This is a genomic window from Kamptonema sp. PCC 6506, from assembly GCF_000180455.1.
GTDB classification, from domain to species: domain Bacteria; phylum Cyanobacteriota; class Cyanobacteriia; order Cyanobacteriales; family Microcoleaceae; genus Kamptonema; species Kamptonema formosum.
In genome coordinates this window covers 1-17,736 of the sequence record NZ_CACA01000001.1, presented here as the reverse complement: position 1 = coordinate 17,736, position 17,736 = coordinate 1, and the positions used below count along the sequence as shown (strand labels likewise).

The window sequence follows — 17,736 nt, the reverse complement described above, 5'->3', positions numbered from 1 at the left end:
AGGGTTCAAAAATTTAACTAAAGATACCCTTATCGAACTGGCGAGAGTTACTTTCTCGTTGTCGCCCCCTGAAGTTTGTAAGAAACTATGGTACGTCTCGTCTATCGACATCGGTTGAAGCAGCTTCCCACCAACTTCGCAGAGGATGGTTTTTAGGCGGTAAATACCGCCCCTTGACCCGAATTGCTTTTAGCGCTTCACGTAGTGCTGACGAATCAACACCTACTTCCTCTGACCAATGCTTGATTATCTCTGATGTTGATAAAATTTGAAGGTGCGAGGCCTCGCGTTTAATAAACGAGATTGCTTTCTTATCGTCGGTTGCGATCGCCCATCCTCGGTGAACAGCGATCGCATCGGTTGCGGACTCACCATCATCTAGAACAGTGGCGTAGTTCACAAACGATTCTGCCTCCTCTTCTGAATCAAAGTCTACAACTATAAGTAGACCTTGTGCAATGGCAGCCTCGAATTGAATTGCACCCTCGTTTTCTTCATTTTCAAGGCGTTGGAGTGTCTTTAACTCGTCTTTTTGCACAACTTGGGTGACTGCAACTTGAGCAGGAATAGACTTCAAGATTGCTAGCAATTGACCCGAAGTGCAAAAGTTGAGAATACAGCAGGCATCGAGAATAACATGGGAGTGAGCAATGTGCATAATTTGACCTCACTTCCCTTTATTCCTGCGGTTGGCGCAAGTCGAAATGAGCAGCTTCCTCTGTCATTCCGCTTGAATGCTCCCGCAACACATTTGCAATGCGGCGGGCCTCCAAGCGGTTAACGCTGAGGAAATCCGCAAAGCGCCCTTCAGTAATGAGACCCTGATCTAGTGCCTCAATTGCAAGGTGTTGGTAGTGAATTGGAACCATATCAGTGCGTTGCGGAATTTCTTCTAAGCCAAGTTCCTGCTGTACTTTTCTCACTTTCAACCCACGGTCGCGCAACTGTTCCCACGTTCCAGATGGTAGAAGCTTCATTGTTTCTAACCGATTGACGAGTGCTTGTATGGATACACCGTAGTAATGCGCCAAAGTAAATAAATTAGTAGGAGTGAACTTACCATGCGTCTGGTACATATCGTTGAACCGCTTAAGCAAGCCACTTGTTGGCATCAGAAAATAGCCGGGAAAGGTGTCACCTAGTCGTTCGCTCTCTGGTTTCCTTCGGTACTGCTCTTCATAGTCAATTGTCGGTTTGCGTCGATGGGTAAGAAAGTGAAGATATTCATGAGCTAACGACCAACGCCGTCGCTCTTCAAAATGTTCAGAATTAATTGCTATACACCCACCAAGTTGGTCATTGTAGCTGTATAGTCCCGAATATTTAGATGGCATTTTCAGATAGAAGATGCGGAGTCCCACGCCCTGTTCTAAAATGTCTCGCAGTAGAGGAATGGGACCATCTCCAAGCCCAAGGCGCTGACGTTCTGCGATCGCAATACTCTCCGCCGCCACCTCGATCGGCATACCAGTCACCTCATACTCTTGAGGATAAATCTGTGGGAGTGGTGCTTCCATTATTTCCTCAAGTTCTAAGTAATGTTGGCACAACTCTTCCAATCGCAGAATGACTGGTTTAATTTGTGCCTCTTCCTCCTCACTGCGTTGATAGGCAGCCCGGAACTGCACGTCAAAAGGTTGCACCACGGGGCGCGGTCGAACAAAGTCGCTGACCGAGCGTCCATAGGCATGGGCGAGCTTAATCAATTCGGTTGCTTTAAGACGGCGATCTCCTTTCTCGATAGCAACCATAGTTGTGCGTGCAGCATCAATAACTTTAGCTGCATCAGCTTGAGTCATGCCGCACTTTTTACGTGCCTGTTCGAGGAATTCCCCCAACTTCCGCAGGTCAATGTTGTCAAGGATATTGGTAGCCATAGCGTTTTCCCTCAACCCTGTTGAGCGGCAACCAAGCTGCCTGATATCTGCTGGTCGCTGCATTTATTCAAGAGTCCAGCCGCAATTTTGGATTCCACAGCCTCCCATTCCGAAACGTAGGTATGGTAAAGCTGAATCAGGCGGCTCCGCATATCGGCAGGCAATAGGTTTTCTGCCACAGCGCTTCGATCAACGATGTCGTCCAATACTGAAAACTCTCGCGTCATAGCTTCCCACTGAAGACCAGGTTCATCTGAGAACCTGGGCAGGCGGCGGAAGGTACGGACTTGCTCAAGCATATTGAGAAAATACAAGCTCGGCTCTTTTACTGAACGTTTTCCGTGCAACACTACGTAGCGAGTTTTGTCTTTGATGTCAGCCGCGGCAAGCGCTTGTCGCCTCAGAAGACAAGAGGAGCAGTAACCACACTGAACAGGTCGCTGGCGATGTGGGCTGTCGCATGACATAGTTAGGGACGGCAAGTCGTGTCTCCTGTCTTTAGCCAATGCTTTACACATTTGAGCTTTAGTCCAGAAGAGAAAAGGGTTTTGTACGCAGAATTCTTCTCCTAAAAGCTCTGATACAACATCGCCTACCATAAGCAAAGTCAGTGGATGAACAGAGCGGGAGTGATCTAGCCCCACAGCAGATGCACGGTAAGGAAGGTTTATCGCCCCAATTCCGTTCTCGTACACGCAGAGAATTCGCTGTTCCATGAGGTACGCACACGCAGCACCAAGCAGAGTGAATACAACACCTCGCGCACGCGAACACTTATTTTTCTGCTGCACATCACTATCGTGGAAGCGGATCGGGACGCGGAAAAGATGACAACGACCAGGGAAGATAGACTGAACCTTTTTCGCTACTCGTTCCTGGCGGGCATAGACAGTATTGCTGCTCCCAGTACCAAACAGCACGAACGACTTTTCTGGATACATCTGAAGACGAGTGTACAGACCTGCAAGGGCATCAAGGCCACCACTCCACAGTGCCACTTCACATCCTCTGGGTACTGTTGGAATAGCTGAGTGCTGCTCAACCGAACGTCCCGGCACTATTCGTTTTTGGAAGTCAAAAACCCATTCGCTCCCTGTTGTCCATTCTAGTAGTTCTTCTAGTTTTATTCGGAACGGTTCGGCGCTCAGTAATTCTGGATGACGTACTGGAAGTATCACATAAAGGCAACGTTGCTCCCGATGCAGATCCTGACCCGCAAGCCGGTCTGCTGCATGGATTGCGACAGCAAGGTCAATGAGGTCAGCAATAACAGATGGGAAATCTGCTTTGACTCGGTATTGGAACTCTTCATCATCCACGTTAATGCCAACACTTAGCTCTTTGCCCTGAGAGTGATCTATAAAGTGTACAGACCCATTACTATTCACCACAGGTTCAAAGTGCAAAGTGTAAACTCTGCGATCGCTGTCGTGAAAGTTCTGTTCAATTGAAGGTTCGTAGTTCATAGCAGATCCTCATTAAGGTCTATTTCTTTCAGGCATAGTCTGACCTCTCAACCTCGGAGTTTGCTTACTATGGTAAAGTTAGCTCGCCTATCTGACAATGTCAAGTATTAATTTCAAATATGAACTCTAAATGTCAGGTATTGGTCGGTAGTGGACAAATGCTGAGCAGAAAGCCACAGCGCTCGCTCGCTACGAGGGACAACCTTACCAGATAACCCGGTGTTTTAAAGAAAGCAAACACAGCAAGTATCTCAAGCCAGGGCAGTGCATTCCATTGTTGGAGCAGCGGGCAGGATTGAGGGAAACGTCAGCCCCGACTGGGTGAGTAGGGCTGTTTTATTCTAAGGTTCAATTGGCGATGCTTCGCTCCATCGTACCCAAGGCTATCCTGTACACTAACAGGCTTACTCCTGGCTTCAATATCGACTCACGCAAGCGATCGCACAGTTCTGTCGAAGTCCAAACTGCCCCATAACTTTCTAGTCTTGGCTGTTGTCGTGTGCGATCGCTAACTCCAATTTCCAACAGTTTTCATCGCAGTCTTGCAAAAACCATAAAAATCCTAAATTGCTGATTTTTACCCCCCTATAACGTCTATTTGACATGGCTTGCTATGCGACTAGCGCACTAACTACGAGGATTGAAGAGGATTTAGAAGGGTCTAAAATACAAAAAATCGCGTCAAAAGCAACAATTCTTTACAAAAAAGATAAGCATTTATACCCATTGCGAAAGCTAAAAGTAGGAATTACGAGGTGTAATGAGTAATAACTGTGCTGTTTTCTCCTCTTTTTTCCTCCTTTTTTAGCTGCCTAAAATTCACATCCAGGTCGAATATAGCTCTAACAAAATAAAATAGCTCTCAATTCAAGGGTGGGTGGGTGGCAATAAGCTTCCCCACTCCTAAAATGAGGAGTAGGGAAGTTGCCCTTAACAGGCAATTTTTGATATTCTTAGTTGCTCAAGCGACTCAATCCAAATCATCAATGTCGTCGTCAGCAACATCCACTTCTTCATGCACACTTTGCGAGCTTGAAGCGACTCCGCTGCTCTGACGGGCGAGCCGTTGATTGCGAATGCCCCGATGCTTGGCACGGCGATCGCGGATTGCATCCATGTCGGTCAATCCGTATAGGATGCGACCAGCACGCATCAATTCCTTTAAAGGTGTCTCGCTGTAGTCAGCGCGAAATTGGGCATTATGTGTCTCCCAATCAAATTGACCGCCGTTAAAGCGAGCAACGCTTGCCAGTTCTCGACCTGATTCTTCTCTCAAAACTTCTAGTACCATTAGGCGAAGTTTATCGTTGTAACTAATGCACTTGTCGAGCGCTTTTATCTGAGTTTTATGAGCTTTAGCGGTATTGGCTGCATTAGTCTTTTGAACTTTTTCAGTGACTCTCATTTCTCAAATTTCCTAAATTCAAGTTTGTTCATATACACAGCAGCAATCGCTGCCTCTTTAAGTTTAATTATTGGGCTTGAATTTTCTCAAAAGCATTAATTGCTGTGTTTAAAATTAATTAAATTCAAATAAATTAAAAGTTTAAATATTCGTATTAAAGTCGATCGTGGTTTAAAATATTAACAATATGAAGAAAATAAAAACTCTACTCTACCGTTTTTAGGGAGAGCAGAGTTTTACATATTCGACAATAGCGATGGTGAAGAAAGCTGTAAAATTTGAGCGATAGTGAAAGATTACTCTAAATCTTCATCTTCGTCCTCATCTTCATCAGCATCATCTTCTTCATCTTCTTCCTCGGTATCGAAATCATCTTCGCTGTCTTCGTCCAAGTCTTTTTCAGATTTATCTGTTTCCTCATCTTCATCAGCATCAAGTTCATCTTCCAAGTCATCCACATCCTCATCTTCATCATCGGATTCATCCTGCTTGTTATAGCTGTTGCGCTTAGCAAGCGATTCTTGATTGAATTTGACAAGACCTTTAATTGCTTCTTGCGGGTCAACCTCGAAAACGTCGTACAGTTTGGCCATTACAAGAGCAATGACTTCGATGTCGTGGCGCAGTGCATCAGGTTGACCGAATAAAGCTGGAAACACTTCATTATTCCAACGCTGCCAGTTCATCGTTTTGCCACGTTTTTTCAACTGAGCAGCAATATCCAAACCAAGTTTTTCTTTGGTAGCGTGACCCACCTTAGTTTGGAGGCGTTTTTCGCGCAGTTGAATTTTGACTCCAAACTTTTTCAGAATGGTAGTTCGCACGCGGCCTAGAAGTGCCTCGGCTTGCTCTTCTACTGTTGCTACTGGACGACGGCTAACCTGCGATTGGGTAGCTGTCGCTGGACTTTTTAACTTAGCAGCATGGTTGTTGAGCGTTGCCGAAGTACCACCATTGCTTTTGCCATTCAAAGTCCCCGCTCCGTTGGATGAGCGAGAGTTATGGTTTTTAGCTGTTGTTGTAGCCATGAAGTTTGATTTTATTAAACTAATTCACGGCTAACAGCGCCGTTAGGCGCTCTCAAATTACACTAATTTTATAATAGTTTTTAAGTATAGTTACTGCTATTAAAATCATAAATTGATGTATGTGTAATTTTGGGGAATCAGCGGAGATAAGTAATTATATCAATTCAGTTACCGTCTCGTGTTGCAACGCAAAGGGTGGTAGAGTTGTTTTGCGATCGCCATCCTGGGCTTGGTGACAAAAGTGACGAGATATTGCAAGCAGAAGTGGTTCGAGCTTGTCAGGGATTGCCCCAAGGTGAGATCGAGTTAATTTTAGAGCGATCGCTAGCTTTTGCTTCGACTGTAGAGGAAATGGCGCGGTTTGTGCTCGACCATAAGGTTAATAAGTTGCGGGGGCGAGGCCTAGAGTTTATTGCCGAGGCAGATGTGCCGGATGCAGGCGGTTTAGACTTGCTAGACGAGTCGCTGTCAAAGGTGGCTTCGTTGTTGAGTCCAGAAGCAGAGAAATACGGATTGAAATTTCCCAAAGGAATGATTCTCTGGGGGCCGCCGGGTACGGGTAAAAGTCTGAGTGCTAAACTTGCAGCTAAGAAGATGGGAGTACCGCTGTTGGCGGCTGATTGGGGTTCGATTGTCGGTTCTTCCAAACCAGATTTAGCTTTGCGCGAACTGCTGGAACTGACTCAGGCTTTAAGTCCTACAATTCTCTATTGGGATGATTTTGATAAAGGCTTTGCAGGATGGAATTCCAATGCAGATGGCGGTGTTTCTAGGCGCTTATCGGGGAAGCTTTTAACGTGGATGCAAGAGCATCAATACCCAATTTATATCGTGGCGACAGTTAACCGTTTGGGGATGTTACCACCGGAATTAATTCGTCGCTTTGATGATATTTTCTTTGTAGATTTGCCTCACGAAGGGGCGATGTATGAGATTTTCAATCTTCATCTGAAAAAATATTTTCCTGAGTTTCGTAATGCTTCTGAGTCGCCTTGGACGGATGATGAATGGCGAATTTTGTTGAGGGATTACAGGCTTTGTACGCCCGCAGAAGTCGGTAATGCTGTGAGAAAATGTGCTGAGGAAATTTACTATCGCGATCGGGTACAAGGGAAACAGCCCGATGAATTGAAGGTGACTTTGCAGGATTTGCGGCAACAGCGTTATCAGTTTACGCCGTCGATGCAGCGGGATGAGGAGCAGATTTTAGCGATTCGCAATCAAGCGACTTATGCTAGATCGGCTAGTGGGCCGGATCGATCGCGATTTTCTATTCCGTTACAGGAATTGTTTGGTTAGTGTCCAAGAGGAATAGAGTTCTTAACTAACTCACTTACTGCAAGCAAGACTTTCCTATGATAGCCACAATGTGTCCGCAATCGCTTTCATCCATGCTGGCGAAAGCCTTTTCAGAGAAGCGTTACAGCCGTGATAGTGAATTAGGTTGACAGATTGCCTACTCTTAAGTTATTAAGTGAATAGGTTCCATCGGTTCGGACTGTAAAGCTCGAATAGGTGAAGCAGTCAAAAGACTGGTATATAAAGACAAAACTAATATGCACTCAAAAGAAAGCGGTGCCGAAATTCAGGCACGAGCGCCCAAGTCTTCTATTGATCTGGCTACGCTCGTAGATCTAATTGCTAAAGCACTTTCACCAAACAACCTGACGGAAAATGCTGACAACAAAGACCCCAAATACAAGCCAGCATTGATTTTTCAGCTAAAAGACAAACGCCTCAGACTTTGTACTTCAGCCGTTCTTCTCCGGTTATTTTCACAGCCGGAATTCACAAAAGCTTTCAATCCAACTAAAGGCGATGGGTTTATTCAGAACTTGCCAATGCCCGCATACGGCACTCGCTCTCGCATAGGAGGCTGTTTGACTGAAGGCAATGCAGCGAAGTTGCCTGCTGCCCTTGACCGATTAATCGCTGCGATAGACCAGGCAATCGATACTGCTTTACCCCAAGAAGCCTCTTTATCTTCACTGCTGTTAGAGCAACCCATTCAGCAAATCAATCAACTGGCACAAGCAGCGGGTACTCCTTTCAAAAATCAAGCCAACACAGCTAATCTTATCCCCCTAGAATTTCAATCCGCAGATGTTAAGCCGGATAATTCTTCCACAACTGTAGCCAAAGTAATATCAGCAATTGAACGAGTTGAGGCTATTGATTATTTTGAACAAATGTGCAAGGCAGTCAGCCAGCATCTTGTTCAGCGTGACTGTGATGAAGATGACATTGAATCAGCTCTTGATAGTCTAGCTGCGGAACAGGAAAGAGAGGATAGCCAAATCAATCGTTTTTTGAACTTTTTAGATGATGAAGCATTAGCCCGCGTTCGCCTAACAATTACCTTCCAGATTATGGAAGCGATCGCAGAAAATGCCCAGATGCTTAATAAACCGGAATATCAACTATTAGCAGAATACGTCAATCGGGTACTTACTCTATTTGAATCTGCCAAAGAAACCAGTTACACCGTCGATTTAACCGCTCATTTCGGCAATGCTGCTGAATTCGACTTGCTAGATTACTTGAGCAAAGCAATCTTCTATTCCTGTCTTCCGGTTTGGGCTGAATGGAAAACCCAAATTTTTGAGGAAAAAGTGAGAAATCAAGCAGCAACCAGTTCCAGTTATGGCGTTATTCGGGAGGTCAGCTATCGCTTTCGAGTCAACGGACAAAATCCTGAATTGGGCAAACCTGCTTTTGAGGGGCGACTCGATCAAATCAGAGCAGAATTAATTGGCGATAATGAAGTTTCACCTCATCCTTGTCGTCGGTTAGCTGAACTTATATTTTTAGCAGTCGTTGTTCCAAAAGAGGATGAAGCATCGCTAAGTAAAGAATCACTATCGAATTCAGTACAGCAACTCCTTAAAACGCTAAAAACTGGCGGCGTGGCTTCTGTTAGTCAGGTGCTACAGGATTTAGAGAAACGCGCCCCCTCAATGGAATTAATTGCAACAGCTTTGATTTCCATACTCCGCACAAAAAGCCAAAAGATTATTTCTCAAGTTCAGCATCGTTCCTCCCAACAATTCATCTGCGTGAACCGAGATATCATCGAGTGGTCGCGATTAGAAGGGGCAGAATCTGGTGTTCGAGATTTACTTGTGGGACCCCAGCAACGTTCTCGCGAACAGGTGGAATGGTTTAAATATATTGAAATTTGCGATCGACCAGAAATGCAGGGGCTTCTATTCTCAGTCAAGGTGAGTGCTGAACTTTCTGAATATAATTTGGCAACCAAAGGACCTCCACATTCAATTCAGGTACAGCGCTTATTGCCACAGAAAATTCTTCAAATTTGTTGGGTTCCGACTTCTTCTCATAAAGGAGAAGATAATAAATGGATCTACAAATTTACGAGACCTACAAAATCAATCGAAGGATGGATATTACCAGCCGCTCTCCAAGTTGAATACGATGTTAAAACTTTGAAGCGACGAGCAGATAAAAAAGGAGCTGAGGAAAGTAAACAGTATCATGCAGCAGCAGTTACTGCATTTATAGTGTTAGTTTACTGCTGCTTATGGCGGGTTATTCAACGCTTGAAACAATCTGGTGATTTGGAGCCAGTTGAGTTTACAACTTTGATGCTGCGATTACAAGAAATAGGTAAACAGAGTGATGAAGGAAATGGTGATTCCTATGTTTATGCAGCAGCCCAAGCTCTTGAAGCAATTTTGAGTGAAAACACTCCTATCCGAATGCAAGGGGTTGTTCTTCAAAATCTTGAGAGTAAAAATTCCAAATATATTAAATGGGGCATTTTTAACGCTTTGTTGAGTGCATTTCCCATTGCCATCAGTACACCAACTCCGCCAACAGTTCCGAAAATTGGTTTAATTTCCTATGCAACCCGTCCCTGCGATGAGATAAATTGTTTGAGCGAAGATGAAAAGGGCTATCTTTTTCTAACTCAAAGTTACATTGCTACAGCTATTAATCAACCGTTTTCAGGTTACAAACTTAAGATGGATAGAATGCAGTCAGACGTAGTTGATTCTCCAGAACGGTTGAGAAAACAACGACTGGTGCAAGAAGAGATTGGTTATCTAAAAGCCAAAGGATGCCAGCATATTATTTTATTGTCTCATGCCTATGGCGGTCGTCGAATAAATCGGGCAGCAGATTACAATTCTCCCTTAACTCATAAAGAATTCCTTGAAGAAGTCTTTCAAACTTTCCCCGATTTGACGATTTATACAATGCAGCGGGATGTATTTCCAGCTACGAGATTACGGAAGCGAAATTCTAATGAAGCCGCCTTTGAAATTTTACGGGCTGGAGACCATACGAGTTTTTTGATGTCTGTTGAAAAAGTTCGCGTGCGCGATGTGATTCCGGTTTATACATTTGCCACACTTTTTGCAATTCAAGAAGCGCAGCGTCCTCAGTCGGGTTTCTGCGTTTATTTCCTAGTATCTGACCAGCGGGTTAGCAATATTGACTGGACTGAACGTAGCCGTCAGCATTTAGTTAATCCAGAACAGCAGTCTAGCGTTCATCCCTGTTTAATTTCAGTGCTGCGAGGATTGCATTTTATTGAAGCCGAACGAGGGGTCCAAAATGGACAACTGATCCCGGTACTAGACCCATTTAGCTGGATATCACCTACCACTACTGAAGCGGCTGGAGAAGTGGAAGTTTTGCACACTCGTCGGAAAGGACGGGTATTACTCAGCTACCCCGCCTTACTCAGTCATGTTTCTCAAGTTTTACACCGGAGGAAGTAATGCAATTATCGTTTCTTCGTCAGGCATCTATTTGGGGTCAGGTGTTTGAAATTGCCGTCAAACGCGGGGTACTACTACATCTGATTCATCAAGGATTGCTTCAGGATAATCATCCGGTTCTCCAACCTTGGCAAGCGTTCAAGAATGCAGATATTAACAATCAATTGGTTAGAAGCTTTCAACTAACAGATACGAATGCCAAAGAATGGGCAGGGACGATGGTGCGTCATCTGCTAGTAATGGGCTATGGTTTAGGCTGGACGGCGATGCGGGAATGCCTTAAGCACAATCCTGTTCGTAAAGCAAAGCTGGAAGCAATTTGGTGTCCTCTGGCACTTCCAGGGGAACTATCTGGCAGAGATGAAGAGAAAGAAAAGACAGCTAAGGCATTTCAAACGGCTTTCAATCTACCTGGAAAACCAGATCGGGCTTTACTTTACACAGGAGAACCTGCTAGAGCCGATTTTCTCTTATGGTTATCAACTGAGGAGAACACAGAAGGTAATTTAACGAGTAAATATGCAAGATTTCTGACCCAAAAGGAAAACAAACGTCAGAAATTCGAGCACTTTATCCTCTGTCTAGAGTTCTCGTATAACGCACCTGCAAACTTGGCAGACTTTAGAACTGAAACGTCTCACCAACAAGAAATTAATCGCTATGCCCGCTATATGGATGCACGGGGAGTTTTTTCTAAGGTTTGTGCTGAGGTAGAAGGTGAGGAGTTTTCGCTTTCGTCCAAATTGGCGAGTCATTTATCGGCATTTAGTAGTTCTGATAAACCTTTGTTCAAGCTCTGTCAGGCATCATCTTACACTGAACGCCTGATTCACTTGTTGCGATCGCGCGATCGCTTAAAGGGAACTTGTAGTGCCAGAGCGATCGCAGTAACATCTAATGGGTTTGAAAGCCTCACAGCTCATTTCATCGATCGAGAGCCAGAACCAGACCCTAGAGCTAGATTGATGAAATCATTGGGGGAAGCCTATCGAAATGTTCGCAAACTGAGCGATGATGCCCCCGGCGAACTAGAGCAAGAAATTCGTGTAGTGTTCAATAAGTTGGTGCGATCGCTACCTCCTAATTTCAAGCAGCAAGCGAAGCAAATTGCTCAACTACCTGAATTGGGAGGAGATATTCACTTCCTATTTCAGGAGAACGTAGAGGGATTTTATAGCCCGATGCAGGAGATTTTACGGGAGGATGCGATCGCCGCCATTGAGGAAACAGCAGAACTGAAGGAGTTTTTTGGTGAAAATCCTCAGTCCCAGTTTGCACTTGCCCTTGATATACAGAGTCAACAAAACGCACAAATTCCATTACGCAAAGTTCATGCTGCCGCAGTCGTTGCAGGTTTAAATGCTGCCCAATCGGGGAGAATAAATGTAATTGCTTTAGAGGGAAATCCGGGAATTGGTAAAACTACGGCTGTTATAGACTTTCTTACTCAACAGTCTGAAGGATTCCTATTTCTTTACGTCAGTCCGCGAGTGGTGATTAATCGAGATGTAACAGCAAACCTCGCTAGAAAAAACGGTAATGCTACTGGTATATTGACCCTAACAAGTAATGCTAATTTAATTGCTTCAGCTTCTAAATGGTACAAGCAACAAATCGAGAAACATGGATTGGAATATCGCCGTATTGATGGTGCTGTTGTTGTTGATGGCATTGAAAAACTCAATCATCCCGATTGCAGTACCGTCTTCGTGACCCCCGAAGAGGAACACGAAATTGATTGTAATGTTGTCGCCTCTACCCGCTATAAACATTCTCTTTCCGAACGAGAGGACAGTATGGCCTCATCTCAACCTCCGGGTGTCTTACGTACCCTAGCAGGCGCGGCGCGACGATTGCTAGAAGCTAATCCGCAGGTGAATCGTCTGGTTATGACTGCTGCGATTCAAGGCTATCGTTTGCTCGATCAAAAAACCACAGTCGATGCCCTCAGTAATTTGTTTAGAAAAAAAGCGCATACGACTTTGGGAAAAAATGAACGTCAGACCTTTGCGAAGCAAATTCCTACAATTATTGTAATGGTAGATGAACTAGCTGGCGATGGTGCAGGAGCGCCCTTTGTTCATAAGTTAGCCGAATGGTTACACGAACAATTTATTGAACCATTTGAAGGAACTCAATCGCCCTTTAAGGTTGTTCTGATTGTTGCCGATGCCTCGTTGAGCAATGAAATTGTTCTCAATAACTTTCTTAATTCAGGGAATCGCGCTCCTGACAAAGTGCTAATTAGTGCAAGTCAGGGTGAAGCTGCATTTCGGGTGACGGGTACTTATACAAAAGTCGGTCCCAAAAAATACCCGACACTGCACGTAATGACAAATAGCTATCCAGCTTCAAAACTGAACATTGACTATAGTATTCGCCTTTCACTTGTCACACCCGAGTTAATCAGTGATGGCAGAAAGCAGGGAATCCGACAAGCGATTAGAGAACAACTACAAGACAAATTTTTGATGAATGCTTATCAAGAAATCCAAAACGGGTTAAAACAAGGAGCAGAGCAGCTAATCTTCTTTGCCCAAGATAAAAGATTTCTCCGTCAGTTGCGTGAGAAATTGACAATGGGAACAGATGCTCTATGCGAGAACGAACAGGTAGCGGTTTTGGATCAAAGCGTGCCACCGCATCAACGCTTGGAACTGGTACAGGAACCACGACGCGATCAGATCCGAGTTTTTCTGATGACTTCTTCAGGGGCGAGAGGAATTTCTTTCCCTAAAACCGATTGGATTATTGCGGCAATTCCCCGCTTCAATATTGAAGCCGCTTTGATGGAAATTGCACAACTGATTTATCGAGGTCGGGGAAAATATACAAATCCAGAAACTAGAGAGAAAGTTTCTGGAGATGACAAAAATCGACGGTTAGTTATGCTCATCAACGATGTTATCGTTGTAGAAGAAGATATCGATCGTCAAAGAGTCTGGTTGCGTCAGGCAAGCGATTTATTGACTTTGCTCGTGATGCTGCGTTCTACCATTTACACGCGCATCAAAGGGGATGCCGGACTGAAGCGGCAGCGAATTGCCTTTGTCCCAGTTGGTTCAGTTGGTGACACAGAATTATTGAGCTTGATGTCTGAAGATGTTTGGAGTTTCTTGCATGAGGCTAGAGTTTTTATTTACGATCCTCACCATGAAGATGTTAAAGGAATTGTCAGTAAGGCAATGCAGCTAACGAGAAAAATTTTTGCTCGTTTCAAATTGCAAGGTTTAGCACCGGATAAAAATGCTAAGTCTTATGTAGATTATCAAACCCTAGAAGCGATGATCAAGACTGTTTCTCGTCCTTCAAGTCGGTTATTGCCCTCGTTGGAAAACGATGCGTTGGTGATTCCAGAGAGCTTAACTTGTATCGGACCATTTTGGATGGAAGACTGGAGCGATCGCAAAACCGAGGAACGATTCAGCTTTGAGGGATGGCGAACGGATATTCAGGAAAATAGCAATCATCTTTTAGGATTACTACGACAAATTTATGAAGGAAATAAGTTTCCACCAAAACTCAAACGTCCGGCAAAAGAATTGCATAAGTTATTGATTCGCGAACAGCAGGAAAGCATCATTGAATACTCAACTATTCAGGCTTTCAAAACAAAAAATATGGTAATTGGTCTACCATTGGATTATCCCCATTTTTGGAGCGAGCAGTTAGAGGATGGGATTGGCGAACAGGTATTAGAAGACGCGGAAATTTGGAGGAATGCACTAGGACGCTCCCTAACACCTCAAGGTTTAGTGATGCCTGTAATAGCACAATATGAATCATTCCCTTGGGTGGCTGTGGCAGGCCGGCGAGTATTTGCACAATTAGAAACCGTTTTCGCCGATCGCTATTTTATGGCATCTAGCGAACTGAATCTTCTCAACACTATCTTGCTTGAAGATGAAGTCGAGTAAAACTTCTCAATTCTAATTAAATTCAAGCCCAAGAAGAAGCAATTTTTACTTCCACTTCAACCGGAACTTGCTGCAAATATAGCTCTCCAGCCTCCACCATAACTTTTTTTAGAATGCAACTGGTTCTTTTTAAAGTTGTTTGCGGACACTCTAACAAAATCTCGTCATGTACCACAGCAATCAACTTTGCTCCTGTTTTGGGTAGGAGTTTGAACAAACGAGCGATCGCCACTTTTAACATATCAGCCGAAGTTCCTTGAACAGGGTGATTTAGCAACTCAGAAAGCCTGGGTTTCTTTGCCCACCGTCTTCTACGTCCGCCAATTGTACGAATTTGCTTGATGTCTTTGACGTACACAGTTCTCCTGATGCTGTCATGCCATCTTTTAACTCCAGAATAAGCTTGGAAAAATCGTTTTCTAAACTCTTTAGCTTCCTCCAAAGTTAAAAGAACATCGTACTTTTCTTCAGCATAAGCTTGAAGTTTAGCAGCACCCATGCCATAAATTAATCCGAAATTAACTGATTTAGCAATCCGTCTATCCTCTGTCGTTACCTCCTCTAATAGTTTTCCCGTAATCAAAGAAGCCGTTAAAGTATGCAAATCTTCACCTTTAACATAGGCATCTAACATTTTTGCATCGCCAGATATTTCAGCGACAATCCTTAGCTCGATTTGGCTGTAATCTGCTTTAATAATTTGATATCCGGGAGGAGCAATAAAGCAGGCACGCATTCCTTTTACCGTACAATTTCTGGGAACATTTTGCAGGTTTGGCTGCTTACAACTAAAGCGTCCAGAACGCGCACCACATTGCCGATAACTGGGATGAATTCTCCCCGTGATCTGGTGAATATGTTTCGGTAATGCCTCAGCAAAATTTGAGCACAAAGATGCTAATTTTCGATAATTCAGTAACAACTGGATAACCGGATATTGGCGAGCTATAGGAATAAGTTCGCTCTTGCTTGTTGACTTAATTGGAATATTGAGAGCCTGAAGAGCACTTAAAACTTGTACAGATGAGCGGGGATTTATGGTTTCCACCATATCTGGAAATAGCGAAAGTTGTGCGCTAGGGGCTGGTTTAAGACCGGCTTTCACTAATTCCACCAGCGTAGCCTGCTTTTGAGCTTTCAGTTCCTCACCCACCAAATGCCACTGTTCTACATCCAGTAACATTCCATTTAGTTCCATTTGGGCTACAGCAGGCATCGCTGCAAATTCAATTTTGGCGGTTTCTAGTAACCCAGCACTCCGAAGTTTTGAGTGCAGCCGCGCTCTAAGTTTCAGCAGGACAGCAGCATCTAAAGCGGCGTATTCTAACTGAGAAGCTGATAGTTTTCCTGCGAAATTGCTTGACTGTAAGCTCTTATCAAGTTTTATTCCTAAAAATTCAAAGGTAAGGGATTGTAGATCGTGGTCTTTCTTCAGTCCCGAACGCAATACCTGACTCGCTAACATCACATCAAAAAATGGGCCAGACGGTCTAAGCCCAGCCATTTCTAGTACCTGCCAGTCGAACTTACCATTTTGAAATACTTTGAGCGCACTGCTGTTTAGAAGTGCTTTTAAAGGCGATAATTCGCTGTCAGCAAGAGCAGCTAGATCGACAATTATCACTGGGTGCTGAGGAGCAGCTATTTGGATAAGTCGGATGCGTTCTGTAAGTGGATCTAGCCCAGTAGTTTCTGTGTCTATGCCTATAACACGAGCTTTCATCAAAGGTGATAGAATCTCAGAGAGCTTGGAAGAGTTCGCAATCAGCTCGTATTGCACCACATGGGCTGGGGTATTGGGTAGGGAGTTATTCATAACAGGAGAGGGATTTTAAGGTAATAGCTTTAGTTATAAAATTGACCGTGCTAGCGTAGATATTTCTGGATATTTCACAGCGATATCTGTTGTGTTTTATCAGAGAGTTATCTAAGTCTCAAGGGATTATCTTTGATTGAGACTTAGAAATTGAGAGTTAATTTCTAATTATCAATAAAGTGCTGTCCCCACTAACCAAACGGTATAGTGGGGAAGCAATCATCTACTTTTTGTCTATTACGACTAGGTAGCTCTCAACAGTCACCGGGCGATCGCTTCCCCAAAATATCTCTAAGGGAAGTTCAATTAACTTAGCTGACGTGCGCTTAAGGAAAGCTCGAAATGATTGAGATCGCGGATCGGCTCGAACATTCATGGAATTGCTAACAACACTTACCAGCCGTCCAGATTTTGCTAGAAAAAGGTTATAGGCACGTTGTATAATATCTAAATCCACTCCTTTGATGTGGGGCGTAGAAAATGGGGGATTTGCCAAGATTCTGCTATATCGCCTTTGGGGTTCAGTTGTTAAAAAGTCGTTTCCAACTAAATTAAACCCTTTTTGGAACAGGAGTTCTTGTAGCAGAGGGTTAATCTCAATTACATCAACAATTGCACCCGCTCTAACCATAGCTTGCGCTAATAAGCCATCTCCGGCTGTTGGTTCTAAGGCGTACATTCCTGAAACAATTTGAGCTTCTTCAAGCATAAGCTCAATTAGCTCTGGGGGAGACGGAAACCAGGAATAAGGTGGAGCTTCTCGGATTCGCTCATATAGCATTTCTGCAAGCGATGAACTATCTTTCATTTTAATTTTACTGCTTTATTTTGGGACTATTTGCGTTTGCCCTAGCCTTGGACGCTGCATGGCAAACAATGCTTTTACTAATTGCTCTAGCCAAATAGCGATCGTCATTTTGGATGCCGTGAAAGTTCACGACTAAAAATTCAGGTAAGGGCGATCGCCCTTACATATCCGCCGATAGGCGGTAGTTTAATTACGACTATCGGATGAAACCCCCACTCGTTATCCCTAGCTACGCTGAATTGTTGATTCTTACTACTTTGTAGCTACAGGATTTATGAACGAGCCAAACAATATCTATGGCACTGAACCAGGTTACAGGGCTGATGGCTATGCTAGCGGCTATGAAAGTAACCCGTGCGAGTCCTCCCTTAACGGGTATCGAAACAACGGTTATAGCAGTCAGCAAACAGAGGGATATGGTACTCCTGACTACTTTGCTGATGGCTACCGAGAGAACGTTTTTGAAGGCAATTTGAATTTAGCAGATACCCCCTGGGCGGAGACGGCTGCTAACCCTAATCCTTATTTTGATGGAATAGTAGATAACTCTAATTCCTGTCAAAATCAAAGGGCTAATTATCATTTCGACGGCGATGACTTAGAACTGTAATGCTTTGCGCCGAGGCTTCTCTCTGTAAAGCCTCGGTAGGCTACTTCATTAACCAATAAAT

Annotated in this window: 12 protein-coding genes; 4 read left to right on the top strand and 8 right to left on the bottom strand. The window is 44.0% G+C overall.

Going from position 1 to position 17,736, the window contains the following annotated elements; genetic code table 11:
* Nucleotides 1-85: 85 nt before the first annotated feature.
* The 6 genes from OSCI_RS00055 to OSCI_RS30505 all read right to left on the bottom strand — a co-directional run bounded on the left by OSCI_RS00055 (nt 86) and on the right by OSCI_RS30505 (nt 5,776).
* Complete coding sequence (locus OSCI_RS00055; RefSeq protein ID WP_007352777.1) at nt 86-658, bottom strand: hypothetical protein; 573 nt, start codon at nt 656-658, stop codon at nt 86-88.
* 19 nt (nt 659-677) lie between these two features.
* Complete coding sequence (locus OSCI_RS00050; RefSeq protein WP_007352776.1) at nt 678-1,877, bottom strand: XRE family transcriptional regulator; 1,200 nt, start codon at nt 1,875-1,877, stop codon at nt 678-680.
* 11 nt (nt 1,878-1,888) lie between these two features.
* Nucleotides 1,889-3,343, bottom strand: a complete 1,455-nt coding sequence (locus OSCI_RS00045) for a 7-cyano-7-deazaguanine synthase (RefSeq protein WP_007352775.1) — start codon at nt 3,341-3,343, stop codon at nt 1,889-1,891.
* Nucleotides 3,344-3,691: 348 nt separating this feature from the next.
* The gene (locus tag OSCI_RS29405; RefSeq protein ID WP_007352774.1) at nt 3,692-3,868 is read right to left on the bottom strand and encodes a hypothetical protein; all 177 of its coding nucleotides are present in this window, start codon (nt 3,866-3,868) and stop codon (nt 3,692-3,694) included.
* 445 nt (nt 3,869-4,313) lie between these two features.
* On the bottom strand, nt 4,314-4,748 hold the full coding sequence (locus tag OSCI_RS00040) for a hypothetical protein (RefSeq protein ID WP_007352772.1): 435 nt from the start codon (nt 4,746-4,748) through the stop codon (nt 4,314-4,316).
* A 296-nt stretch (nt 4,749-5,044) separates the two neighbouring features.
* Complete coding sequence (locus OSCI_RS30505; RefSeq protein WP_007352771.1) at nt 5,045-5,776, bottom strand: hypothetical protein; 732 nt, start codon at nt 5,774-5,776, stop codon at nt 5,045-5,047.
* Nucleotides 5,777-5,971: 195 nt separating this feature from the next.
* Between OSCI_RS30505 and OSCI_RS00030 the strand changes: the two genes are divergently transcribed.
* The 3 genes from OSCI_RS00030 to OSCI_RS00020 all read left to right on the top strand — a co-directional run bounded on the left by OSCI_RS00030 (nt 5,972) and on the right by OSCI_RS00020 (nt 14,441).
* Nucleotides 5,972-7,075: an AAA family ATPase gene (locus OSCI_RS00030; RefSeq protein ID WP_007352770.1), complete on the top strand. Its 1,104-nt coding sequence runs from the start codon at nt 5,972-5,974 to the stop codon at nt 7,073-7,075.
* 257 nt (nt 7,076-7,332) lie between these two features.
* Complete coding sequence (locus tag OSCI_RS00025; protein ID WP_007352769.1) at nt 7,333-10,524, top strand: hypothetical protein; 3,192 nt, start codon at nt 7,333-7,335, stop codon at nt 10,522-10,524.
* Nucleotides 10,524-14,441 carry a helicase-related protein gene (locus tag OSCI_RS00020; protein ID WP_007352768.1) on the top strand — a complete coding sequence of 1,306 codons (3,918 nt, stop codon included), beginning with the start codon at nt 10,524-10,526 and terminating at the stop codon, nt 14,439-14,441. Before OSCI_RS00025 ends, OSCI_RS00020 begins: the two co-directional genes overlap by 1 nt.
* 22 nt (nt 14,442-14,463) lie before the next feature.
* On the opposite strand, the gene OSCI_RS00015 is transcribed toward OSCI_RS00020, so the two are convergent.
* The gene (locus OSCI_RS00015; protein WP_007352767.1) at nt 14,464-16,257 is read right to left on the bottom strand and encodes a bifunctional 3'-5' exonuclease/DNA polymerase; all 1,794 of its coding nucleotides are present in this window, start codon (nt 16,255-16,257) and stop codon (nt 14,464-14,466) included.
* Nucleotides 16,258-16,480: 223 nt separating this feature from the next.
* Nucleotides 16,481-17,065 carry a hypothetical protein gene (locus tag OSCI_RS00010; protein ID WP_007352766.1) on the bottom strand — a complete coding sequence of 195 codons (585 nt, stop codon included), beginning with the start codon at nt 17,063-17,065 and terminating at the stop codon, nt 16,481-16,483.
* A 274-nt stretch (nt 17,066-17,339) separates the two neighbouring features.
* On the opposite strand from OSCI_RS00010, the gene OSCI_RS00005 reads away from it, so the two are divergent.
* Nucleotides 17,340-17,675, top strand: a complete 336-nt coding sequence (locus OSCI_RS00005) for a hypothetical protein (protein ID WP_007352765.1) — start codon at nt 17,340-17,342, stop codon at nt 17,673-17,675.
* Nucleotides 17,676-17,736 lie beyond the last annotated feature (61 nt).